Consider the following 22,207-nt stretch of genomic DNA (forward strand, 5'->3'; position numbering starts at 1 on the left):
CGCTCAGCCCCTGAGTCCGGTGAGGGCGTCGGGGTCGACCGTACCGTGGCGCTTGCGCAACTGCAGCGCGAGGGCGAGCAGCAGGGCGGTGACCGTGGCGCCGACGACCACATCGGTGAGGGCGAGCGCCTGAACCACCGGATCCACGACGGGCGTGCGCGTGGAGGTGTCCGTGAAGTACGGCGAGGTGCCGCCGCGCCGGAAGCCAACCGCCAGCAGCAGCACGTAGGTTGACGACTGCGCCACCGCGAGGCAGCCGACGGTGCGGATAATGTTGCGGCTGGTGACCATGCCGTACACACCGGCCAGGAAGATCCAGCCGGCGGCCAGGAAGAACAGTAGTGTCATCGTCCGGCCCCGTTGTCCTTCCCGGTGGGAGAGACGATCTCCACCGCCTGGTCGAGGAAGCCCGCGAGCAGCACCACCACGCCGGAGCCCACCTCCACGCCCACCGCCGCGTTGATCACTGGCACCAGCCCGCCCGACGACAGTTGACCGAAGGTTCCCAGCGGCAACACGTTCTGCAGGTACGCCGCGCCGACCGCCAGGCCGACCAGCCCAAGGACGGCGAAGGCTCCCGCGCCCACGGCGTCGGCCGCGTCGAGTACGGCCAGCGGGCGGATCGCCTTGAGCACGCCGTAGTCAGCGGCGATGTAGGCGAGATGCAGGCCGGTGGCCAGGATGACACCGCCCTGGAAGCCACCGCCCGGCGACAACTGCCCATGGGCGACGATGTAGACGCCGGTGACCAGGGTGATCGGCAGCAGCAGGGAGCCGAACATCCGGGTGGACGGCAGTACCCGGCCGCGCCGGACCCCGGCCAGCCGTTCGTCGCGGGCCCGGCGCAGCAATACAAGGCCGCCGAGTACCGCGGCGAACAGGATCGACTCCTCGCCCAGGGTGTCGAAGGCACGTTGGTCGAAGTTGACCGAGGAGATGGTGTTGGCGGTGCGCTGGTGGAAGGCGGCGGCGATGGCGCGGGACCCATAGGGATGCGACAGCGTGCCGAAGTCCGGCAGCCCGGTGCAGGCGGCGGTGAACGCTACCGCGAAGACCACCGCGGCGGCCCAGAACAGTGCCAAGCGCAGTCGGCGGCTCACCGCTGCCGCTCCCTGTCGCGCTGTTGTGTCGAGGAGCGCCGTACCCTACGCACCGTCAGCATGATGAGCAGCGGTGTCACGGCCGCGCCCACTCCCAACTGGGACAACGCCACGTCGGGTGCCTGCAACACGGTGAACAGCAGTGTCAGAGCGGTGCCCAGCATGGCCAGGACAAGGGCTTGGCGTACCGGTTCCGGGGTGAGCGCGGCGACGGTGGCGGTCACCGTGACCAGCAGCACGCAGACCGCGATCAGGTACTCGCTGGTGGCATAGGAACCGTTCATGGGGGAGAGTCCTTCCGTAGCAGCCTGGCGTTCTGGGCGGTGGCCCGGCCGATCGCCATGGTCGTGACGGCCCCGCCGACTGCGGTCAACGCGGCGATGACCAGCAGCTTGACGGCGCTGCGCCCCGGTCCCGTCTCGACGGCCAGCGCGAGCGCGACCAGCGGCAGGCCGAGCGAGGTGGCCGGTGTGAGAGCGTGCAGTCTCCCGTACGGCCGGGGCAGCGCGATCAGCGCCGCCGCCGACAGCAGCAGCACCGCGACGCCGAGGACCAGCAGCACGAGGGCACATACGTGACGGACCGTCATATCAGTCGGGCTCCCCCTGGGCTGCCTGCCCGCCAAGGAAGCGCGCGAAGACCAGGGTGCCTGCTGGTGCGAGCACCGCGAGCACCAGCGGGAGGTCGACGTACGAACTGCGGTTGAACCCCTCGGTGAACAGCAGCAGGATCGCCGAGCACATCGTGGCGGCCAGGTTGAGCCCCGCCAGGCGTTCCTGCGGGGTCCGCCGGTACACCTGCCACAGACAGGGCGGCAGGCCCAGCGTCAGCAGCACCGCACTCGCCACCAGCCAGGCGTTCATGACCGTCCACCACCGGTGAGGACGCCTTCGAGCGCTGTCGCGGAGTCACCCAGGACGTGAACGGTGAGGACGTCCCCGAACCCCGCCGCCCCCGGCCTGACGTCGACGACGTACGCACCCGGGGTGGCGGACAGCAGGGCGCACGCCCAGGCGCTGCCGGTACCCGCCTTCAGCTCGACTTTCTGGAAGCGTCCCCTGAACTTCCGCCCGCGCACGGCGCGCACGGTGGCCGCGGCCAGTCGCCCGGTGTCGGCGAGCACCGCACCGGGCCAGGCCAGCAGTGCGCGCGCCCAGGGTCCACCCCGGCTCCCCGCGGTGCCCGACGCCTTGATCACCGCGCAGGCGGCGACCGCGGCGAGCAGACCCGTGGCCGCGGCGACGACGAGTTCCAACTCGGAGACGGTACTGATGAACATGAGGTTGAGCACGAACAGAACGGCCCACCACGCCACGATGTTCACCACCGCACCGGACCACCGCATCATTCCTCCTCCGGTCCGCCGTCCGGCGTGTCGTCAGCAACGTCTACCCGCACACGCCGCCCTGATGCGGCGCGCGCGCCGGACCGACCGGAGCGAAGGCGCGGACCATCACCGGCGTGGAGCATGAGCAGGGCGGCAGCGGGTGATCGGTCCTGCTGCCAGGTCGGCCTTTGACACCAGTGCGGTGGTGAATGCTGAGGCTTGATGGGCCGTCACGAGAAAGAAGGCAAAGCGGTGATTGGGGGCATGACGGCCGGGCACGCGCGCTCCTGTAAGGGCACGAACACCAGTGAAGGGAGCAGTCATGGCTGCCAACAACCCCGGTAACTTCAGCGACGACCCGCAGCGTGCCTCGGAGGCGGGGCGCAAGGGCGGTCAGGAAAGTGGCGGGAACTTCGCCAATGACCCGCAGCGTGCCTCGGAGGCGGGGCGCAAGGGCGGTCAGGAAAGTGGCGGGAACTTCGCCAATGACCCGCAGCGTGCCTCGGAGGCCGGACACAAGGGTGGCCAGCACAGCGGCGGGCACCGTTGAGCCGGTACTGAAGACATCGAGGCAGTCCGATGTGTAGCACAGCGTTGGGCCTGGTCTCCCTGTGCGGGGAAGACCAGGCCCAACGCGTTGACTTCCCCCAGTGGTCACCCGCATGAAGTCAAGGGCCCGGGCGCGGCGCGCATCGCCCCGGTCCGTCGGTGAAGCCATGCCATCGAGGAGGCGCTGCGGGCCGAAGTCCAACAGTCACCGTCAGAAGTCGAGCCGGAGTGCTCCGACGCCCCAGCATGCGGCGGCGCGAGGCGGGTACGCGTCAGGCATTGGCGAACGGAAACGCGACCCCGCCCACCTGCGGCTACCGGGCGCAGCGTGCTGACCGCGCGGCAGCACCGCCGCCCGCAGCCGGTCAGGCAGGACAAGGGCTGAGGGGCATCTCGCCCCCACCTCACCCCGCGCCGCACCCGAGGAGGATCCGTGAGCGACCACGGGAGAGACAAGACAGGCCCCGTGCGGGACGACGAGCTCAAGAAGGAACTGGAGGGAGAGCTGCGAGCCGGCCGCTCCACGCGGATGGAGGAGGAACACGAGCCGCAGCCCCCAGGCGAGGACCAGCCGCAGGCCGACGTCGCGGCGGGCACCGCGCTTATCGGCGGCACACCGCCGGGGATGACGCCCAAAGACGTGGAACTGCGCTCAGAGCTGGCGCGTCACCTCGGGCGTGAGCCGTATCCGGCCAGGCGGGAGGCGCTGCTTGAGACGTTGCGGCGCAACCACGCTCCCGACCGCCTCGTGGACCTGGCGGCCCGGCTTCCGGAGGACGAGGAGTACCACAACGTCCAGGACATCGCCCGGGCCCTCGGGCTCGGTGTCGAGGACCACCGCACCTGATGAGAACAACCGCACCTGATAGCGACAACCGCACCTGAAAAAGACAACCGCACCTGATGAGGCCCCGGCAGCGGCCGGATTGCCGAAGCGCACCGACCGCCGTGCGGGTGGGCGCCTGCGGCCAGCCAGGGGTTTCACGCGCGGAAGAACATGATCGGCGCGGCGGCCGGGTAAGGCGGGCGCATGGCTGGTATCGACCTCAAGAGCGCCGCGTTCAACGACCACGCTCCGATCCCGAGGCGCTACGCCCTCGAAGGGGAGAACGTCTCACCGCCGCTGACCTGGTCCGGAATGCCGGATGACACGGCGGAGCTGCTGCTGATGTGCGAGGACCCGGACGCGCCGACGGGCACGTTCCTGCACTGGCTGGTCACGGGCGTCGATCCGGCCAGCGGCGGCATCGACGCCGGGGAGTCGCCCGCAGGCGGCATTGCGCACGTCAACGGCTTCGGCGAGCCGGGCTGGGGTGGGCCGCACCCGCCCCCGGGCGACAACGCGCACCGGTACTTCTTCCGTCTCTACGCGCTCCCGGAGCGGATCGACCTGCCGGAACGCGCGACGGCGCAGCAGGTTCACGACGCGGTCGACAAACGGCAGCTGGCCAGTGGCACGCTCGTCGGCCTCTACCACCGCTGAGCGCTGCCGGAAGGCTCCTGAGCCGCCCCTGCGCCAGGGCCGTTTCCGGCCCCGACGGGCCGCGCTGGCGAGCGCGGCCCGTCCTCACATCCAATCAACGCGAGACATCGAATCAACGCGAGGCATCGAATCAACGCGAGACATCCAATCAACGCGAGGCATCGAATCAAGGCGAGACATCCAATCAAGGCGAGCCCGCCCTCCCGCCGTCACCGCGCCGCGCTGGCAGACCGCGTCCGCCACACCGGCTGACGGCGGCAGTAGACCGCCCAGGTGACGGCCAGGCACACCGCGTAGCAGACGAGGAACGCCAGATAGGCGGCGTCGCCGTTGTGTGAGGTCTGGAAGGAGCGCCGGAAGGCGATGTTGACCAGCACACCACCGAGCGCCCCCACCGCCCCGGCCAGACCGATCACCGCCGTGGCGTGACGCCGGGCGGTGCGCTCGGCCCGCTCGGGGTCGGCCTGCGAGCGGACCGCCCGTTCATGGAAGATCACCGGGATCATCTTGTAGGTCGAGCCGTTGCCGATGCCACTGAGCACGAACAACGCGACGAAACCGGCGACGAACAGCCCCAGCGAACCCTGGCGGGAGGCGATCAGCACGGTCAGCGCCCCCACCGCCATCGCGGCGAAGTTCCACAAGGTCACCCGCGCGCCACCCCATCGGTCCGCCAACGCACCGCCGAGCGGGCGGGCCAGCGAGCCGAGCAGGGGGCCGAGGAACGTCAAGTAGGCCACCTTTACAGGCGTGTTGAAGTCGTGCTGGAACTGCACCTGCAACACTTGGCCGAAGGCGAATCCGAAACCGATGAACGATCCGAAGGTGCCGACGTAGAGCAGCGACACCACCCAGGTGTGCGCGTCCCCGACCACCTCGCGCAGCGCCGCGCGGTCGTCGCGCCGCACGTTGAGGTTGTCCATGCGCAGCGCCGCGCCGAGCGCCGCCAGAACGATCAGCGGGATGTAGAGCAACGGCAGCAGCCGGGGGTGGGAGGCCCCAGCGGTGGCCAGCACCAGCAGGCCCACCAACTGCACGGCGGCCACTCCCAGGTTGCCGCCGCCCGCGTTGATGCCCAGTGCCCGGCCCTTGAGCCGCTGCGGGTAGAACGCGTTGATGTTCGCCATCGAGGAGGCGAAGTTCCCGCCGCCGACCCCGGCCACCGCCGCCACCGCGAGAAGGGTGCCGTACGAGACGCCCGGCCGCAGCACCAGTCCGGCGAGCACGGTCGGCACCAGCAGCAACAGGGCGCTGATCACCGTCCAGTTGCGGCCGCCGAAGACCGACACCGCGACGGTGTACGGCAGCCGCAGCACCGCACCGACCGCCGTGGGCACAGCGGTGAGCGTGAACTTGCCCGCGGCGTCGATGCCGTACTTCGGCCCGAGGAACAACACCAGCACCGACCACAGGCTCCACACCGAGAAGCCGATGTGCTCGGACAGCACGGAGAAGACCAGATTCCGGCGCGCCACCCGGGCGCCGGTGTGCTCCCAGAAGACCGGGTCCTCGGGGCGCCAGTCATCGAGCGGGGCTCCTCGGGTGGGGGAGGCGAGCGTGGTCATGCGATCACCCGCACCGGCCAGACGCGCAGTCGCGCGGCGCTGCCGTCGGGTGTCTCCGGCTCGTCCAGGCACTCTCCGGTGCGCAGGTCGAAGGCCTGCTTGTACATGGGCGAGACGACCACGGGTGTGTCACCCCGACTGCCCAGGATGCCGCGGGAGATCACCGACGCACGGCTGAACGGGTCGGTGTTGCCCACCGCGTACAGCGCACCGGCGCGGTCCCGGAAGACCGCCACCTGCTCGCCGTCGACCAGGGCGGTCACTCCACGGCCCGGGATCAGTTGGCCGTACTCGCAGACGGGTGTCCACCGCTTGCCGCAGTCGATCTCGACCACTGCCGTCGTGGTGTCCTGCGTTGTCGTCATCGGGTGCGAACCTCCAGTTCGGGACCGGCGACCAGGGCCGGTACGCGGTGTCCGCCGCCCTCCTCGGGGCGGGCGGGGCGGATCTGGTCCCGCTCGGGGACGAAGCGCACGGTCGGGTCGGGTGTGCCGGGCGCGTTGACGAAGGAGACGAAGCGCCGCAGTCGCTCGGGGTCGGCCAGGGTGGCGGCCCACTCGTCCTGGTACGTCCCGACGTGACGTTCCATCAGTTCGTCGAGGTCGGCGCAGATGCCGAGCGAGTCCTCAAGGACCACCTCGCGCAGGTGCTCCAGGCCGCCTTCGAGCCGCTCCAGCCACGGCGCGGTGCGCTCCAGCCGGTCCGCGGTGCGGATGTAGAACATCAAGAAGCGGTCGATGGTGCGGATCAGCGTCTCGCGGTCGAGGTCGGCGGCGAGCAGATCGGCGTGCCGCGGGGTCATACCGCCGTTGCCGCCCACGTACAGGTTCCATCCCTCGGCGGTGGCGATGACCCCGAAGTCCTTGCCCTGCGCCTCCGCGCACTCGCGGGCGCAGCCGGAGACGGCGGCTTTGAGCTTGTGCGGGGAGCGCAGTCCCCGGTAGCGCAGTTCCAGTTCGATGGCGAGACCGACCGAGTCCTGCACGCCGTAGCGGCACCAGGTCTGCCCCACACAGGACTTCACGGTGCGCAGTGCCTTGCCGTAGGCGTGGCCCGACTCGAACCCGGCGTCGACCAACCTCTGCCATATCTGCGGCAGTTGGTCGACCCGGGCGCCGAACATGTCGATCCGCTGGCCGCCGGTGATCTTGGTGTAGAGGCCGAAGTCACGGGCGATCTCGCCGATGGTGATCAGGCCGTCGGGGGTGATCTCGCCGCCGGGGATGCGCGGGACCACCGAATAGGAGCCGTTGCGTTGCAGGTTGGCGAGGTGGTGGTCGTTGGTGTCCTGGAGCGCGGCCTGTTCGCCGTCGAGCACGTAGCCGTTGCCGAGGGAGGCGAGGATCGAGGCGACGACCGGTTTGCAGATGTCGCAGCCCTCGCCGGTGCCGTGCTCGTCGATCAGGCGAGAGAAGCTGGCGATGCCCTTGACCCGGACGATCTCGTAGAGCTCGGCGCGGGTGTGGGCGAAGTGCTCACACAGCCCGGGTGCCAACTCGACGCCGGTGGCGGCCAGTTCCTCTTCCACGATGCCGCCGAGGAGCTTGACGCAGCTTCCGCAGCCGGTACCGGCCTTGGTGCATGCCTTCACCTCCCGCACGCTGGTGCAGCCCTGGTCGGTGACCGCGGCGCGGATGGCGGCCTTGCTGACGTTGTGGCACGAGCAGACCAGCGCCTCATCGGGGAGCGCGGCGCCGCCCACGGCTGACGAACCAGCGGCGGAGGCGGGCAGCAGCAACTGCTCGGGCGGCGCGGGCAGCGGCCGACGGCTCACGGCCAGCGGCCGCAGCACGCTGTAGGCATCGGCGTCGCCGACCAGGACACCGCCGAGCAGGGCGCCGTCCTCGCCGATGACGAGCTTCTTGTAGACCCCCGCCCTGGTGTCCGTGTAGACCACGTCCAGGGCCCCGGGTGTGCTGCCGTGCGCGTCGCCGAAACTGGCCACGTCCACCCCCAGCAGCTTGAGCTTGGTGGAGGTGTCGCCGCCGGTGAACGAGCCGGGCTCGCCGGTGAGTTCACGCGCCGCCGCCTCCGCCATGGCGTAGCCGGGGGCGACCAGTCCGTAGACCCGTCCGTCGGCGGCCTGGGCGCATTCGCCGATCGCCAGGATGTGCGGGTCGCTGGTGCGGCACCGCTCGTCAACGGTGATACCGCCGCGTTCCCCCACCACCAGGCCGCACTCCCGGGCGAGTTGGTCCCGGGGCCGGACTCCCGCGGAGAACACCACCAGATCGACGGCGAGTTCGGTGCCGTCGGACAGGCTCATGGCGCGCACTCGTCCGTCCGCGCCCGTGCTGATCGCCTGGGTGCCCGCACCGGTGTGCACGACGACCCCCAGTTCCTCGATCTTGCGGCGCAGCGCCGCCCCGCCGCCGTCGTCCACCTGGAGCGACATCAGCCGCGGCGCGAACTCCACCACGTGGGTCTCCAGGCCCATCGCGCGCAGGGCGCCCGCCGCCTCAAGGCCCAGCAGACCGCCGCCGACGACCGCGCCCACCCGAGCGGTGGTCGCGCCCTCCTTGATCGCGGCCACGTCCTCCAGGGTGCGGTAGACATGGCAGCCGGGCGCGTCATGACCGGGCACCGGCGGCACGAACGGGTAGGAGCCGGTGGCGAGCACCAGCGCGTCGTACCCGATGAGCTGGCCGGAGCCGGTGGTGACGGTGCGGCGTTCGCGGTCCACCGCCACCGCCGGGTCACCGAGCCTGAGGTCGATGCCGTGCTCGGCCACGAAGGAGTCGCCGCACAACGCCAGTTCCTCTGCCGACGTCCCGGAGAACCACGACGTCAGCCGTACCCGGTCGTAGGCGTGACGCGCCTCCTCGGCGAGCACGGTCACCCGCCAGTCACGTGCGGCGCCCGGCTGGGCCAGGAACTCCTCCAGGAATCGCTGTCCGACCATGCCGTGGCCGACCAGCACCAGGTTCTTCTTCACCATTGCGCGGCTCCTTGCGTGACGATCAGTTGGAGGGGGTCGGCGGGCAGCGGCTCGTCCCGCTCGTAGGCCCGGGTCAGGTCGCCGACGGTGGCTAGGTCGCCCAGGAGGACCCCGCCGACCAGCCGGTCTCCGCGCAGCACGAGCTTCTTGTACGAGCCGCGGGTGGCGTCGGCGAGCCGGAGCACATCGGTGCCGGGCAGGTCGTCGCCGACCTCGCCGAAGGCCGCGTACTCCAGCGGCCCCGCGGTGAGCCGGGAGAGCGGTCGCGAACCGGCGTACGTCGCGCCGGGCTCCGCCCCCGAGAGCCGGGCGGCCAGCACGTCGGCCTGCTCGCAGGCGGGTCCGGCCAGGCCGTGGACGGTGCCGCGGTGCTCCGCGCAGTCACCGATGGCGTACACCCCGTCCGCGGAGGTGGCCAGGCGGTCGTCCACCACGACTCCGCGGCGCACCGCGAGACCGGCCGCGTGCGCCAGGCCGGTGCGCGGCCGCACACCGCAGGCGATCACCACCAGATCGGTGTCGAGGAGGTATCCGTTGGCCAACTCCACGGCGGTGACGCGGTGTTCACCGTGCAGCGCCCTGGCCCGGTTGCCGGGGTAGACCAGCACACCGAGTGCCTGCAGGGCGGACCGCAGTGCCGCCCCGGCCTGCTCGTCCAGGTGCCGCTCCACCAAGTGGGGTGCCTGGTGCACGACTTCGACGGACAGCCCGAGCGCGGCCAGCGCCCGGGCGGCGCTCACGCCGAGCACTCCACCGCCGATGACCACGGCTCGCCGCGACCGCACCGCGTCCTCAGCGAGCCGGGAGCAGTCGGAGAGCGTACGGAAGGAATGCACCCCGGCCAGTGGTGTGCCGTGCGCGTACAGCCCGCGCAGCGGCGGCAGCAGCGGGTTGGCGCCGGTGGCCAGCACCACCTCGTCGTACTCCGCGCGCTCCCCGGTGGCCAGCAGCAGGGTGTGCCCGACCGGGTCGAGGCCCACCACCTCGTTGCCGGTGCGCACTTCGGGTTCACCGCACGGCAGGGTGATCGCCTCCGGGGCGTACCGGCCGGTGAGCACGTCGGCCAGCAGCACCCTGTTGTACGCGGGGCGTGCCTCCGCGCCGTACAGCGTCAACTCCGCCTTACCGTCGAGCTCCTTAAACCGTTGGCAGAACCGGGCACCCGCGAGTCCCGCGCCGACCACCGCGATCCGCCGGGCGCTCATGACGCCCGCTCCACGCGTACCGCGCACACCTTGAACTCCGGCATCCGGGACGTCGGGTCGAGCGCTGGATTGGTCAGTGTGTTGGCGCGGCCCGGGCCGTCCCAGTGGAACGGCATGAAGACCGTGTCGGGGCGGATGGTGTCGGTCACCCGGGCCGGGGCGACGGCGCGGCCGCGGCGGCTGCTGACCGCCAGCAGCTCGCCTTCGGCGACCCCGAGCCGGTGCGCGAGGCGCGGATGCACTTCGACGAACGGGCCGGGGGCGGCCTCGTTGAGCTCGGCGACCCGGCGGGTCTGGGCGCCGCTTTGGTACTGGGAGACCACTCGGCCGGTGGTGAGGTAGAGCGGGTAGTCGGCGTCCGGCTGCTCCGCTGACGGACGGTGGGACACCGCGGCGAAGCGGGCCCGGCCGTCCGCGGTGGCGAAGCGGTCGAGGAACAGCCGCGGTGTGCCCGGGTGGTGCTCGTCGGGGCAGGGCCAGAAGACACCGTCCTCGTCGCGTATGCGCCGGTAGCTGATGCCCGCGTAGTCGGCCGGACCGCCCGCGGAGGCGCGCCGCAACTCCTCGAACGCCTCCACCGGATCGTCCGGGAAGCCCTTGTCCACCCCGAGCCGTGCCGCCAACTCCCGCAGCACGTACAGGTCGGTGCGTACCCCTTGCGGCGGATCGAGTGCCGCCTGGCGCAGGATCACCCGGCCTTCCAGATTGGTCGTGGTGCCGGTCTCCTCCGCCCACTGCGCGGACGGCAGGACCACATCGGCGAGGCGTGCCGTCTCCGACAGCACCACGTCGCTGACGGCGAGGAAGTCCAACTCCCGCAGCCGCTCGGTGACATGGCCCGCCCGGGGCGCGGAGACCACCGGGTTGGATCCCATCAGCAGCAGTGCCCGCAGTCCGCCGTCCCGGCCCGCGGTGTCCAGGAGTTCGTAGGCGGAGCGGCCGGGTCCCGGCAGCTGGTCGGGGTCGACTCCCCACACCCCGGCGACGTGCGCGCGGGCCGCCGGGTCCTCGATCGAGCGGTAGCCCGGCAGTTGGTCGGCCTTCTGGCCGTGCTCGCGTCCGCCCTGCCCGTTGCCCTGCCCGGTCAGACAGCCGTAGCCGGAGCCCGGCCGTCCGGCCTTCCCCACCGCGAGGCACAGGTTGATCCACGCCCGGACCGTGTCGGTGCCCTTGCTGTGCTGTTCGGCGCCGCGCGCGGTCAGCACCATGCCGCTGTGCGCCTCGGCGAAGACCCGTACCGCCTCCCGCATCAGCGGCACCGGGACACCGGTCAGTCGTTCCACGTGCTCCGGCCAGTGCGCCATGGCGGAGGCCAGGGCCCGTTCGAAGCCGGTGGTGCGGGTTCGGACGAACTCCTCGTCCACCAGCCCGTCCGCGATCGCCAGGTGCAACAGGCCCAGTGCCAGCGCCAGATCCGTGCCGGGCGCCGGACGCAGATGCAGATCGGCCTGCTCAGCGGTGCGGGTGCGGCGCGGATCGACCACGATCAGCCGTCCGCCGTTCTCCCGCAGCTCCCGGAAGTAGCGCAGCGCGGGCGGCATGGTCTCCGCCGGGTTGCCGCCGACCAGGATCACACAGCCGGTGGTCGCGATGTCCTCCAGCGGGAACGGCAGTCCGCGGTCGAGCCCGAAGGCGGCCCGGTGCGCGGCCGCGGCGGACGACATGCAGAACCGGCCGTTGTAGTCGATGTTGGCGGTGCGCAGCACCACGCGGGCGAACTTGCCCAGCAGATAGGCCTTTTCGTTGGTCAGACCGCCGCCGCCGAAGACCCCGACCGCGTCCCGGCCGTACCGTCGCGCGGCCCGCTCAAGCCCCTGCGCCACCCGGTCCAGTGCCAGCGGCCAGGACGCCTCGCGCAGCTCGCCGCCCCGACCGGCACGCACCAGCGGTGCCGTCAGCCGCGCCGTGGGGGAGAGCACCGCGGCTGCGGTACGACCCTTGCCGCACAGCGCGCCGCGGTTGACCGGGAACCGCGTGCGCTCCAGGATCTCCACCGCGGCACCGCCCCGGGCGGCCAGCCGCATGCCGCACTGGAGCGAGCAGTACGGACAGTGCGTGTCGGTCGTTGTCATGCCAGCGATCGTCACGCCCGGCCGTTACGGACCTGGTTCACCCATGTTGCGCGGACGGTACGGCTCCCTCACACCGTGCCGGGGGCGTGGTGAGCGGTAGGACATCTTCCGTAACGTTCCGGGCCCCTGCTCTAACCCCCGTGTGACCGCGGGGCAATCGGCCCGTAACGCCGCTGGCTGACCCTCACGCCATGAGCACTGGCACAACGGCATCCGCGCAGACAGGACCGCTGACCGGATTCACCGTCGGGGTGACCGCGACGCGCCGCCGCGAGGAACTGGTGGCACTCCTGCGGCGCAGAGGTGCCCGGGTGGTCGAGGCGCCCACCATGCGCATCGTTCCACTGGACGACGACACCGCGCTGCGCCGTGCCACCGAGCGCTGTCTGACCGCGCCGCTGGACTATGTGATCGCCACCACCGGGGTCGGCTGGCGGGGCTGGATGAGCGCGGCGGATGGCTGGGGGCTCGGCGCGGGCCTGGCCGATGTGTGCCGCGGCGCGGTTGTCCTCACCCGCGGCCCCAAGGCCACCGGCGCGGTGCGGGCCAGCGGACTGCACGAGTCGTACTCGCCGGGGTCCGAGGCCAACGACGAGTTGCTCACCTGGCTGCTCGCCCGGGAACTGCGCGGGCGCCGGGTCGCCGTGCAGGAGCACGGGCTGCCGCTGGACGGTTTCGCCGCAGCCCTGCGCGAGCGGGGTGCCGAGGTCGTCTCGGTTCCGGTCTACCGCTGGGGGCCGCCCGAGGACCCGGAGGCGGTACGGCGGCTGGTGGAGCTGACGGTACGGCGCGAGCTGCACTGCCTCACCTTCACCAGCGCGCCCGCGATCGACGCGCTGCTCGACGCCGCGCAGGCCATGGACCGCCGTGCCGATGTGCTCGACGCACTGCGCAAGGATGTGCTGCCGGTCTGCGTGGGACCGCAGTGCGCAAAGCCGTTGAGGGAGGAGGAAGTTGAGGCGGTGTGGCCGGAGCGCGGACGGCTCGGCGCACTGGTGCGTACGCTCGCCCGGGAACTGCCCGCCCGTGGCCGCCGTGAACTCGGCAGCGGCGCGCGGCGGGTGGTGCTGCAGGGCGGCGCGGTCCTCATCGACGGCGAGACCGTCTGCCTGCCGCCGGTACTGGCCGCCCTGCTGCGCGCCCTGGCCGACCATCCGGGCCGGGTGGTCAACCGGCCGGAAATGCTGCGCAGGGTATGGCCGAGTGGCACCGCCGACGAACACACCGTGGACGCGGCGGTCGCCCGGCTGCGCGCGGCGCTCGGGCCGCACGCGGCACTGGTCCGTACCGTGCCCAAGCGCGGCTACCGGCTGGAGGTCGCGCCATGAGCCCGCCCGCCCTGATCGCCGTGGCACACGGCACCCGCGACCCGGCCGGTGCGGCGGCGGTGCGCCAACTCCTCGACACCGTAGGGAGGTTGCGGCCGGGGTCGCGGGTCGAGGTGGGGCATCTCGACCTGCTGCGGCCGTCGTTGTACGACGTGCTGGCGCGGCGGCGGGACGATGTGGTGCTGGTGCCACTGCTGTTGGGCGCCGGATACCACGTGCACACCGACATACCCGCTGTGGTGGCGGCCGCCGGTTGCCGTACGGCCCGGGTCTCGGCGGCCCTCGGCCCCGACCCGCTGCTGGCCACCGTGCTGTCCGACCGGCTGACGGAGGCCGGATGGAGCGGTGCGCGAGAGGACGGGGCGGTGGTACTGGCCGCGGCCGGATCCACCGACCAAGGCGCCAACGCCGACACCCTGCGGATGGCGCGCCTGCTGCAGACCCGCCTTGGTTGCCCGGTCACGGCGGGCTACCTGTGCGCCGCGTCCCCCACGCCCGCCGAGGCGGTCGCGGCACTGCGCGCCCGCGGCCACCGCGAGGTGGCGGTGGCCCGCTACCTGCTGGCCCCGGGTTTCTTCGCCCAGCGCGCGTCGGCGTCCGGCGCCTGCCTCACCTCACCCCCACTGGGCGCCCACGAGGCGGTGGCCCGACTGGTCCTGCGGCGCTATGACGAGGTGCTGGGCTGAGCGGGGGCGGTGCGGCTCAGCCCGTCGCTTCGAGCGGCTCCACCGCCTTCACCACAGCGCCCGCGGCGCCCCTCCAGCGGCCGTGATCCGCGCGGGCCTGGCGCACCGCCCAGGGGAGGGGCGACGTCGCGGGTGGGCCCGGTGCGCTGTTGCGAACGCGTCCCGGGGCATGTGTGCGCTTGTCACCGTGGGTGGTTGTCGCCGTGGCGGCCGAAGAGATCCGCGAAGTCGCTGGGCAGGCCGCTGAGCAAGCCGTTGACCGGCGCGCCGCCGAGAAGGTCCGCCAGAGCGGTGAGCACCGCCGTCGCATCGGCCGTCGCCTCGGGCTCCGTGACGCCGAACGCCCGGGCGAGGTGGCGGACGAACTCGCCCCCGTCCCACGAGCGCGGCGCCTCATGGGCTTCGGCGAGGAGCTTGTGGGCGGCCTCGGCGGGAAGCCGGTCCGCCAGCTCGCGGGCCGCTCCCGCGCCGAGCCGCTGACCGAGCAGGGTCAGTACGGCCCGGACCGTCTCCTCGGCCGTGGCGCGGTCCGCGTATCCGCCGCTGGCCCACACCGAGGTGAGGAAGGCCGGATAGTCCATGTCTGCACGCTCCCGGTCGTGAGGCGTCCGTCGGCCTCGGGTGTGCCGCACCAGCCCTGGGGTGCCGAGCGTCGCCGGTTTCCGGCGCCGCTTCGGGCCCATCGGCGTTGCGTCGGCTCTGACGCCGAGTAGAGGGAATCTCTAGGGCTATGGGTAGGTTTTGGGGCAATCGTTCCATGAGGAGAGGTCATGGCGGGGCTGTCCATCGATGATGTCGACGCCCCGCTGTACACGATCGGACAGGTCGCCTCGATGCTCCATGTGCGGGTGGCTTTCCTCAGGCGTCTCGATGAGCAGAGTGTGGTGGCGCCGGGACGCTCGGCCGGTGGTCAACGCCGTTACTCCCGCCGGGAGATCGACCGGGTCGCCGAGGTGATCAAGCTCACGGGGGAGGGGAGGGGGATCACACTGTCCGGGGCGCGGCGCGCGCTCGCCCTGCAGGAGCGGGTCGACCAACTGGAGGCGGACCTGGCCGACGCCCGCGGTCGTGGCCGTACCTACGACAGTCGGCGACCGGGCGGCGCGAGGGCCGATATCAGCGGCCAACGCGCCGAGTGGCCGTGCCGCCAAGCCCTATCGGGCATCCACCTCGGCCGGGCCGGTAGCGGCCCGGATGGCCGCCACGCACCGCCCCGGGTCACCAGTGGTGACGGCGACGCGGGCGAACGGCGCCGAAGCCCCCAGCTCGACGCAGGCCACCGGCTGGCGCCCGGGCCGGATGGCCACGAAGTCCTGGCCGGTGTGGTGCCGGACACCGACGCACAGCCATCCAGGGACCCATACGCCGTGCCCCGGCAGACCGCGCCACCAGTCGGGCTGTACCGTCGCCTTCTCCACCGCGGTCAGCGGAACCCGTACGCTGCCGTGTCTGGCCGCGATCTTCTCCCACCACGTCAGGCGGACCACCAGCTCGGCACCGTCCACCAGCAGCCGCGCCATGGCCTCACTTCCCTGCGCGAAGCCGATGCCCCGCCCCTGCCCCACTCAGCCAGGGCAGAGGCGGGAACATATGCGGGCTGCCGCGCTTGACCCACACGGGCCGTCCCACTCAGCCCGTGCGGCGGCAGCAACCCGTACGGGGGTACCACCCGTATACCTCCATAACGGGCGTATCGCCAACACAGCTTCCAGGGCCCATCTCAATCAGTGAGGAGGTTCCCACTTGCTGTTCGCAAGTTCCCTCCGCCATCCCCGCCCGTAGATACCGGGACCGTCGAAGGAAGTCGGAAGGTGATCGAGCACTCGGGCCGGTCGACGCGGGTGACAGTCGGCACCGCGTGAAAGGCGCCGGTGGCGGGCGGTTAGCATATGAGCACCGCCTAGCTCGAAAGAGAAGCCTGTGACTGTCAACGAGGACACGTTCACCAACTGGAAGCACCGCGAGGAAATCGCGGAGTCGATGATCCCGATCATCGGAAAGCTGCATCGGGAGCGGGACGTCACGGTCCTGCTGCACAGCCGCTCCTTGGTGAACAAGTCAGTGGTCAGCATCCTCAAGACCCACCGGTTCGCCCGGCAGATAGCCGGCGAGGAACTCTCGGTCACCGAGACCATGCCGTTCCTGCAGGCACTCACCACCCTCGACCTCGGCCCGTCCCAGATCGACATCGGCATGCTCGCCGCGACCTACAAGGCCGACGACCGCGGGCTGTCCGTCGCGGAGTTCACCGCCGGGGCCGTCGCCGGGGCCACCGGGGCCAACAAGCTCGAGCGCTGCGAGCCGCGCGACGTCGTCCTCTACGGTTTCGGCCGCATCGGCCGCCTGCTGGCTCGACTGCTCATCGAGAAGTCCGGATCCGGCAACGGCCTGCGGCTGCGGGCCATCGTCGTCCGCAAGGGCAAGGGCCAGGACATCGTCAAGCGCGCCTCGCTGCTGCGCCGTGACTCCATCCACGGTCAGTTCCAGGGCACGATCACCGTTGACGAGGCGAACAGCAAGATCGTCGCCAACGGCAACGAGATCAAGGTGATCTACTCCGACGACCCGACGTCGGTGGACTACACGGCGTACGGCATCAAGGACGCCATCCTCATCGACAACACCGGCAAGTGGCGCGACCGCGAGGGTCTGTCGAAGCACCTGCGCCCCGGTATCGCCAAGGTCGTGCTGACCGCGCCGGGCAAGGGCGACGTGCCCAACATCGTCCATGGCGTCAACCACGACATGATCAAGCCGGACGAGCAGATCCTGTCCTGCGCGTCCTGCACCACCAACGCGATCGTCCCGCCGCTGAAGGCGATGGCGGACGAGTACGGCGTCCTGCGCGGCCACGTGGAGACCGTCCACTCGTTCACCAACGACCAGAACCTGCTGGACAACTACCACAACTCCGACCGCCGCGGCCGCTCGGCGCCGCTCAACATGGTCATCACCGAGACCGGTGCCGCCTCCGCCGTCGCCAAGGCGCTGCCCGACCTCCAGGCGAAGATCACCGGCAGCTCGATCCGCGTCCCGGTGCCGGACGTCTCGATCGCGATCCTCAACCTCCAGCTCGCCCGGGCCACCACCCGTGAGGAGGTCCTCGACTACCTGCGCAACGTCTCGCTGACCTCACCGCTCAAGCGCCAGATCGACTTCATCAGCGCCCCCGACGCGGTCTCCAGTGACTTCATCGGCTCCCGCCACGCCTCGATCGTCGACGCGGGCGCCACCAAGGTCGAAGACGACAACGCGATCCTCTACCTGTGGTACGACAACGAGTTCGGCTACTCCTGCCAGGTCATCCGCGTCGTCCAGCACGTCTCCGGGGTCGAGTACCCGACCTACCCGCTGCCGGTGGTCTGATCTCGACACGCTGACCGGTCTGCCGTCCACGGCAGGCAGGGACGGCGGTAACGCCGTGCCGCGACCGCGCCAGGGGGTACCTCGACCTCCCGGCGGTCACCACCACGCGGTCACACCGGACACCTAGTCGTCGTCCGCGATCGCCCAGCTCGGGCGGGTGGCTGACGGCGAGCGGCGCCGCTCCGGGCGCGTCGGGACAGCGTTGTCGAGCGGCTGGTTCGCGAGAGCCGGTCGACGACGCTGTTGCCCCGTCAGATGCTGGGGGAGTTCGCCACTGCTGCGGTTGGTGCGGGCAGGCACGCCCGTCGAGGGCGGCGGAGCGTCCAGGCGCCATGAGCTGGAGCCGCCGGAGGCGTGGACGGGGAGGAGCCGCGCCACCTCCTGCTGGGACATACCGAGCAGTCGGCAGGCGTCACCCTGGCTGACCCGCAACTCCTCGAACAGCGCGCGGGCCGCCTGCGCGAGGCTGTGCTCTTCGGCGTCAACCGCGGCCGCACGCAGGCTCCTTGCCTCCCACACATCCCGCAACAGCGGCGCGACCTGCGGAACCAACAGATCCACGGCGATCGTGTCCGAGGGCACGGCGAGGGCCGCGGCGATGGCGTCGCGCGCCATGTCCTCCGCTTCGTCCAGCGTGCGGCACTGGGTGTGCAGGTCGAGCGACGGAATGTCGACGGCCCACCAGCGGCCGATCCGGTGAAGCCGTGCTTGGTACGGAGTGCTCAGGGAGCTCGACCTCCTTGGTGGTGTCTGTGCGGTGGGGGCCGGTGATCCGGCTACCACTCACGGGATTCGTAAGCCGGTTGACGGTACGGGTACCGCGCCCGGGCGCGTGCTCCGTTGGCCGTGCTGATCAGCAGCGCGGTGGTGACCGTTCCTATCAGGAGGTTGAGCACGGCGGTGGCGATCAGTTCGGTACGAGTGCCGATGACGTCGAACGGGATCACCACGGCGACGACGAGCAGCAGCGTCATGATCCAGCCGAAGAAGACGGTGGCCCTCGGCGTCGTGCCAAGGAGGAAGTGGAGCACGGCAGTTGCCGCGAGCGCGATAACACCGGCGCCTACCGCGTAGCTGGTGGTGTTGGCGTTGCCCCACAGCCCGTCGCCCTGGGGGGCGAGGATCGCGAGGTGCAGCAACCCACGTGCGACGAGGATGCCGACCTCGGCCGCCAGTCCGGCCACCACGGCCGTCGCGAGCCCACCGGCCCACAGTCGTCCGGCATCGATCCTCGGTACGTCAGGATCGGAGTAGTTGCTGGTCACTGGGGACTCCTCTGTCCAGGTCGATGGCGATTGTGCGGTCCACGCCGGTCGAACCCCCTCCCCGGCACGCGATCCGTCTGCCGCGGTGCCGCGCGGCCGTGCCGCGAACTCGCCGGAATGCGATGCCCTGTTGTGCCGTCAGCCGACGCACAGGACGAGCAGGCAGACGTGCACTGGTGACTGCGGGTTCGGCGTGGGATTGGCGCTCGGCGTTGCCGCCCCGGGGTAGCCGGTGGAGACGGGCGCGGAAGTCTGAGGGGGTGGCGACACCACGGAGTGGGTTCCGCCGGGTGCCGCGGCCATGGGATGTGGCGGCGCAGTAGCCGTCGCGGTGGGGTAGGCGGCTGGGGCGGGCGGGAGTGCCGTCGCGGTGTCAGGCGCGGCAGGGGCCACGGAGACCGTGGTGTGCTGCTGGGCACCGGGCACTGCCGACGGGCTGGTCGGGGGATGCGACGAGGGGGAGGCGGTCGGCGGCGCAGACGTGGCGTCGGTGGTGGACATCCGGCTCGCGGTCGGTACGACGGGCTCCGGCGCCGCGGCGGCCGGTGCGTGGCCGGTCGACGTTCCGCTCGGCAGCGCGGCGATGGTCAGTCCGCCGCCGACGAGCGCGACGGCCGTCGCGGCCGCGGCCCGCCGCCTGTTCTTCTTCCACTGTGCCAACTGCCGCCGCCGGGCCGCCCGGCCGGGCGTGCTGCGTGCGCCGTACTCGGCGTCACCGTCCGAGCCCGCCGCATCGGCTCCCGCACCCGTGCTCGCGCCGTCGGCGGTGGGCGCGGCTTGGCTGTCGAAGGCGTCGACATAGCTCGCCACGGTGGCGGGAGACTCCTCGGGGGCCGCGAGCGCCGCCGCCACCGCGCTGCGGATTCGATCGGCGGGAGGGGCTATGTCCGGGGCGTACGCACCGCACCCTGGACAGACAAGGGCACCGTTGAGGGTCCGGCGACATGAGGAGCAGTAGTCCATCGCGATCTTCCTGTACCGACTGCGCCGCCAAGGACGCCGACGACCTGTTGACGTTCGCACGCGGGATCGGGCGGCCAGCAACGCTAACGGCACCTCCCGAAGGCGGTGCGCAGCCCTTGTGACGCTTTTGAAAAGATTGCCTGCCTGCGCCGGACGATGCGGACACGGCGTCACGAACAGGCGGAAGCAGACACCGCCCGGCACCGGTCAGCTCAAGCGCGCCCTCCCGCTGATCGTCGGACGCGACAAGCGGACCGGCGTGCCGGTGCGGGGCCGTGCTCGTTCGAACAGTTCACAACACCGGCGTTGGGCTTCGACACGCCGCACGGCCGGATCCACCCGCGCCGCTGTGTCCGTTCCCGTCCGGCGGGGCAGGGATTCCACCGATACGCGGCAACCCGGCAGGAGGCAAGGTGGCATCGGACCGGCACGCTCACGCGATGACGTACACGGACGCCGACGCGGCGCGGCACTACGAGAAGGCGCTGGACGCTCTGCTGTTCTTCCGGGAGGAGATGGCCTCGGAAGTCACCGCGCTGCTCGACGCCTCACCCCGGTCCGCCATGGGAAACGTCTTCCGCACCTACCTCGGGTTGTTCGGCACGGAGGAGAAGGACGCGGCCGCGGCGGCCGAGGCGTTCCGCGCGTACCAGCGGGACGTGACCGCCGCCGATGTGACCCCACGGGAACGCGCGCACATCGAGGCAGCCGACGCCTGGCTGCGCGGCGACCTGCACCGGGCCGGACGGATCCTCGCCGACCTGGTGGTGGCCTATCCGCTGGACGCCCTCGCCCTCGCGGTGGGACATCACATCGACTTCCTCACCGGAAACGCCGTGCTGCTGCGCGACCGCATCGGCGGTGCGCTGTCCGCCTGGCCCGAGGACGATCCGCACTTCGGCCCGCTGCTGGGCAAGTACGCGTTCGGCCTGGAGGAGGCAGGCCACTACACCCTGGCCGAACGCACGGGCCTTGAAGCCGTGGAACGCAACGCACACGATGTCTGGGGCATCCACGCCGTAGTGCACGCCTACGAGATGCAGGGCCGCTACGAGGACGGCATCCGCTACCTCGATGCCCGTACGGACAACTGGGCTGACGGCAACCTGCTCAAGGTGCACAACTGGTGGCACTACGCCCTGTACATGCTGGAGACCGGCCGTACGGACAAGGTTCTGGCCGTCTACGACGACGTCGTGCACCACGAGGGTTCGGCCGGGCTGGCGATGGAACTCCTGGACGCCGCGTCGCTGCTGTGGCGGCTGTACCTGGCGGGCGCGCGGACCGGTGACCGCTGGTCCACGTTGGCCGACGGCTGGGCGCGTCGACAGGCCGGCGCCTACTACGCGTTCAACGACGTCCATGCCGTCATGGCCTACGTCGGAGCCGGGCGCATGTCCGAGGCCGAACGACTCATCCGCGACCGGGAAGCCTGGCTGCGGGACGCTGGCACCGGGCCGCACGTCTCCAACGTCCAGATGACGTCGGAGATCGGACTGCCGGTGAGCCGGGCACTCGTGGCCTACGGACAGGGGCGCCACGGTGACGCTGTCGACCTGCTGCTCCCGCTGCGGCACCGCTTCCAGACCTTCGGCGGAAGCCACGCCCAACGCGACGCCCTGCACAGGACGTTGCTGGAGGCGGCCCTGCACGCCGGAAGGCACGACCTGGCCCGCACCCTGCTGAGCGAACGCATCAACCTGCGCCCACACTGCCCCTACGACCGTGACGCCCAAGCCCGCCTCGCCAAGCGGACGCGCGGCCCGCTGCCGGGCCGCGTCGGTGCCTAGTGCGAGTTGAAGACGACGCTGGAGAAGTGCGCGCCGGACGGCGCGGACTGTCCGGGGCGCAGCCGCGTCGGAGCGCCCTTGCGACGCCTTCGGGGGTAGACGACGAGCGGTTGCCGCAACCCGTTGCGCGCACCGCGCGCTTCCTGACCCATGTCGAAGCACCGGTGGTCCGGAGGGTTGCGGAGGTAGTGCGGCTCGCCATGCGGCCCGAGCCAGGCGAACATCCCATCAGCGGCGACCGCCGAGCCGGTGGGGATGGCGATGGCGAGGGACAGCACACTGAGGCCGACGACGACCGGACGGAGAAGACGCATTGCCGTGCCTTTCGTGAACGGTGACAACTCCCGGCACCCGAACCAACGGTTCAGCTGATCCAGAAAGACGGCCTGGACGACCGCCGTCAACGCTCCCGCCCCACCGTCGGCAGCGATCGCCGACGCACCAGCCAGCCCACCGGATGGGTGCCGGAAAGGACCGGAGCGGCAGAAGCACCTGAACGTTCCCCACGCCGCCCGGGTCGGATACGAGAACGGCAACACACCACGGATACTGCTGCGCGAGCGCCACCGG

The 22,207-nt window shown here is 71.2% G+C and carries 24 protein-coding genes and 1 pseudogene; 8 read left to right on the forward strand and 17 right to left on the reverse strand.

Going from position 1 to position 22,207, the window contains the following annotated elements; translation table 11 throughout:
* Positions 1-3: 3 nt before the first annotated feature.
* From NON19_RS11790 to NON19_RS11815, 6 genes are read right to left on the reverse strand one after another with little or no spacing between them, the layout of a single operon-like run.
* The gene (locus NON19_RS11790; protein ID WP_255927107.1) at positions 4-348 is read right to left on the reverse strand and encodes a sodium:proton antiporter; all 345 of its coding nucleotides are present in this window, start codon (positions 346-348) and stop codon (positions 4-6) included.
* Complete coding sequence (locus NON19_RS11795; protein ID WP_255927109.1) at positions 345-1,100, reverse strand: MnhB domain-containing protein; 756 nt, start codon at positions 1,098-1,100, stop codon at positions 345-347. The genes NON19_RS11790 and NON19_RS11795 overlap by 4 nt, the downstream gene beginning before the upstream one ends.
* Complete coding sequence (locus tag NON19_RS11800) at positions 1,097-1,384, reverse strand: Na(+)/H(+) antiporter subunit B (protein ID WP_255927111.1); 288 nt, start codon at positions 1,382-1,384, stop codon at positions 1,097-1,099. The genes NON19_RS11795 and NON19_RS11800 overlap by 4 nt, the downstream gene beginning before the upstream one ends.
* Positions 1,381-1,689: a cation:proton antiporter gene (locus tag NON19_RS11805; protein WP_255927113.1), complete on the reverse strand. Its 309-nt coding sequence runs from the start codon at positions 1,687-1,689 to the stop codon at positions 1,381-1,383. Before NON19_RS11805 ends, NON19_RS11800 begins: the two co-directional genes overlap by 4 nt.
* Before the next feature lies 1 nt (position 1,690).
* Positions 1,691-1,963: a monovalent cation/H+ antiporter complex subunit F gene (locus tag NON19_RS11810; RefSeq protein ID WP_255927115.1), complete on the reverse strand. Its 273-nt coding sequence runs from the start codon at positions 1,961-1,963 to the stop codon at positions 1,691-1,693.
* A complete protein-coding gene (locus NON19_RS11815) occupies positions 1,960-2,448 on the reverse strand; it encodes a hypothetical protein (protein ID WP_255927117.1) in 489 nt (162 codons plus the stop codon). The genes NON19_RS11810 and NON19_RS11815 overlap by 4 nt, the downstream gene beginning before the upstream one ends.
* 301 nt (positions 2,449-2,749) lie before the next feature.
* On the opposite strand from NON19_RS11815, the gene NON19_RS33645 reads away from it, so the two are divergent.
* The 3 genes from NON19_RS33645 (at position 2,750) to NON19_RS11835 (ending at position 4,459) form a co-directional block, all read left to right on the forward strand.
* A complete protein-coding gene (locus NON19_RS33645; protein ID WP_372514099.1) occupies positions 2,750-2,977 on the forward strand; it encodes a con-10 family general stress protein in 228 nt (75 codons plus the stop codon).
* A gap of 432 nt (positions 2,978-3,409) precedes the next feature.
* A complete protein-coding gene (locus NON19_RS11830) occupies positions 3,410-3,823 on the forward strand; it encodes a DUF2795 domain-containing protein (RefSeq protein ID WP_255927119.1) in 414 nt (137 codons plus the stop codon).
* A gap of 183 nt (positions 3,824-4,006) precedes the next feature.
* Positions 4,007-4,459: a YbhB/YbcL family Raf kinase inhibitor-like protein gene (locus tag NON19_RS11835; RefSeq protein ID WP_255927121.1), complete on the forward strand. Its 453-nt coding sequence runs from the start codon at positions 4,007-4,009 to the stop codon at positions 4,457-4,459.
* A gap of 209 nt (positions 4,460-4,668) precedes the next feature.
* On the opposite strand, the gene NON19_RS11840 is transcribed toward NON19_RS11835, so the two are convergent.
* From NON19_RS11840 to NON19_RS11860, 5 genes are read right to left on the reverse strand one after another with little or no spacing between them, the layout of a single operon-like run.
* Positions 4,669-6,024, reverse strand: a complete 1,356-nt coding sequence (locus NON19_RS11840; RefSeq protein WP_255927123.1) for an MFS transporter — start codon at positions 6,022-6,024, stop codon at positions 4,669-4,671.
* The gene (nirD, locus tag NON19_RS11845; RefSeq protein ID WP_255927125.1) at positions 6,021-6,389 is read right to left on the reverse strand and encodes a nitrite reductase small subunit NirD; all 369 of its coding nucleotides are present in this window, start codon (positions 6,387-6,389) and stop codon (positions 6,021-6,023) included. The genes NON19_RS11840 and nirD overlap by 4 nt, the downstream gene beginning before the upstream one ends.
* Positions 6,386-8,962 carry a nitrite reductase large subunit NirB gene (gene nirB, locus NON19_RS11850; RefSeq protein ID WP_255927127.1) on the reverse strand — a complete coding sequence of 859 codons (2,577 nt, stop codon included), beginning with the start codon at positions 8,960-8,962 and terminating at the stop codon, positions 6,386-6,388. Before nirB ends, nirD begins: the two co-directional genes overlap by 4 nt.
* Positions 8,956-10,167 carry an NAD(P)/FAD-dependent oxidoreductase gene (locus NON19_RS11855; protein ID WP_255927129.1) on the reverse strand — a complete coding sequence of 404 codons (1,212 nt, stop codon included), beginning with the start codon at positions 10,165-10,167 and terminating at the stop codon, positions 8,956-8,958. The genes nirB and NON19_RS11855 overlap by 7 nt, the downstream gene beginning before the upstream one ends.
* Positions 10,164-12,239: a molybdopterin oxidoreductase family protein gene (locus tag NON19_RS11860; protein ID WP_255927131.1), complete on the reverse strand. Its 2,076-nt coding sequence runs from the start codon at positions 12,237-12,239 to the stop codon at positions 10,164-10,166. The genes NON19_RS11855 and NON19_RS11860 overlap by 4 nt, the downstream gene beginning before the upstream one ends.
* Positions 12,240-12,430: 191 nt before the next feature.
* On the opposite strand from NON19_RS11860, the gene NON19_RS11865 reads away from it, so the two are divergent.
* Entirely contained in the window at positions 12,431-13,567 is a 1,137-nt protein-coding gene (locus NON19_RS11865; RefSeq protein ID WP_255927133.1) for a uroporphyrinogen-III synthase, read from the forward strand.
* Positions 13,564-14,253, forward strand: a complete 690-nt coding sequence (locus NON19_RS11870; RefSeq protein ID WP_255927135.1) for a sirohydrochlorin chelatase — start codon at positions 13,564-13,566, stop codon at positions 14,251-14,253. The genes NON19_RS11865 and NON19_RS11870 overlap by 4 nt, the downstream gene beginning before the upstream one ends.
* A 182-nt stretch (positions 14,254-14,435) precedes the next feature.
* On the opposite strand, the gene NON19_RS11875 is transcribed toward NON19_RS11870, so the two are convergent.
* The gene (locus NON19_RS11875; RefSeq protein ID WP_255927136.1) at positions 14,436-14,834 is read right to left on the reverse strand and encodes a DUF2267 domain-containing protein; all 399 of its coding nucleotides are present in this window, start codon (positions 14,832-14,834) and stop codon (positions 14,436-14,438) included.
* Positions 14,835-15,023: 189 nt separating this feature from the next.
* Here NON19_RS11875 and NON19_RS33650 point away from each other — a divergent pair.
* Positions 15,024-15,257 (forward strand): annotated as a pseudogene (locus NON19_RS33650) (helix-turn-helix domain-containing protein); the annotation flags it as partial.
* A gap of 150 nt (positions 15,258-15,407) precedes the next feature.
* Here NON19_RS33650 and NON19_RS11880 read toward each other — a convergent pair.
* The gene (locus NON19_RS11880; protein WP_255927138.1) at positions 15,408-15,818 is read right to left on the reverse strand and encodes a hypothetical protein; all 411 of its coding nucleotides are present in this window, start codon (positions 15,816-15,818) and stop codon (positions 15,408-15,410) included.
* Between the two features lie 355 nt (positions 15,819-16,173).
* Between NON19_RS11880 and NON19_RS11885 the strand changes: the two genes are divergently transcribed.
* Positions 16,174-17,619, forward strand: a complete 1,446-nt coding sequence (locus NON19_RS11885) for a glyceraldehyde-3-phosphate dehydrogenase (RefSeq protein WP_255927140.1) — start codon at positions 16,174-16,176, stop codon at positions 17,617-17,619.
* 123 nt (positions 17,620-17,742) lie between these two features.
* Here the strand turns inward: NON19_RS11885 and NON19_RS11890 are convergent, their stop codons facing one another.
* The 3 genes from NON19_RS11890 to NON19_RS11900 form a co-directional block, all read right to left on the reverse strand.
* Positions 17,743-18,234: a UPF0175 family protein gene (locus NON19_RS11890; RefSeq protein WP_255927142.1), complete on the reverse strand. Its 492-nt coding sequence runs from the start codon at positions 18,232-18,234 to the stop codon at positions 17,743-17,745.
* A 161-nt stretch (positions 18,235-18,395) separates the two neighbouring features.
* Positions 18,396-18,884 carry a DUF6069 family protein gene (locus NON19_RS11895; RefSeq protein ID WP_255927144.1) on the reverse strand — a complete coding sequence of 163 codons (489 nt, stop codon included), beginning with the start codon at positions 18,882-18,884 and terminating at the stop codon, positions 18,396-18,398.
* A 138-nt stretch (positions 18,885-19,022) separates the two neighbouring features.
* Positions 19,023-19,847, reverse strand: coding sequence for an SCO2400 family protein (locus NON19_RS11900; RefSeq protein ID WP_443729338.1), 825 nt, complete (start codon positions 19,845-19,847; stop codon positions 19,023-19,025).
* A gap of 440 nt (positions 19,848-20,287) precedes the next feature.
* On the opposite strand from NON19_RS11900, the gene NON19_RS11905 reads away from it, so the two are divergent.
* Positions 20,288-21,637 (forward strand): tetratricopeptide repeat protein, encoded by a 1,350-nt coding sequence (locus NON19_RS11905; RefSeq protein WP_255927148.1) that lies wholly within the window; start codon positions 20,288-20,290, stop codon positions 21,635-21,637.
* Here NON19_RS11905 and NON19_RS11910 read toward each other — a convergent pair.
* Positions 21,634-21,951: a hypothetical protein gene (locus NON19_RS11910; protein ID WP_255927150.1), complete on the reverse strand. Its 318-nt coding sequence runs from the start codon at positions 21,949-21,951 to the stop codon at positions 21,634-21,636. The genes NON19_RS11905 and NON19_RS11910 overlap by 4 nt on opposite strands.
* Between the last annotated feature and the right edge of the window lie 256 nt (positions 21,952-22,207).

Origin of the sequence: Streptantibioticus rubrisoli (assembly GCF_024436055.1) — a bacterium.
Lineage (GTDB): Bacteria > Actinomycetota > Actinomycetes > Streptomycetales > Streptomycetaceae > Streptantibioticus_A > Streptantibioticus_A rubrisoli.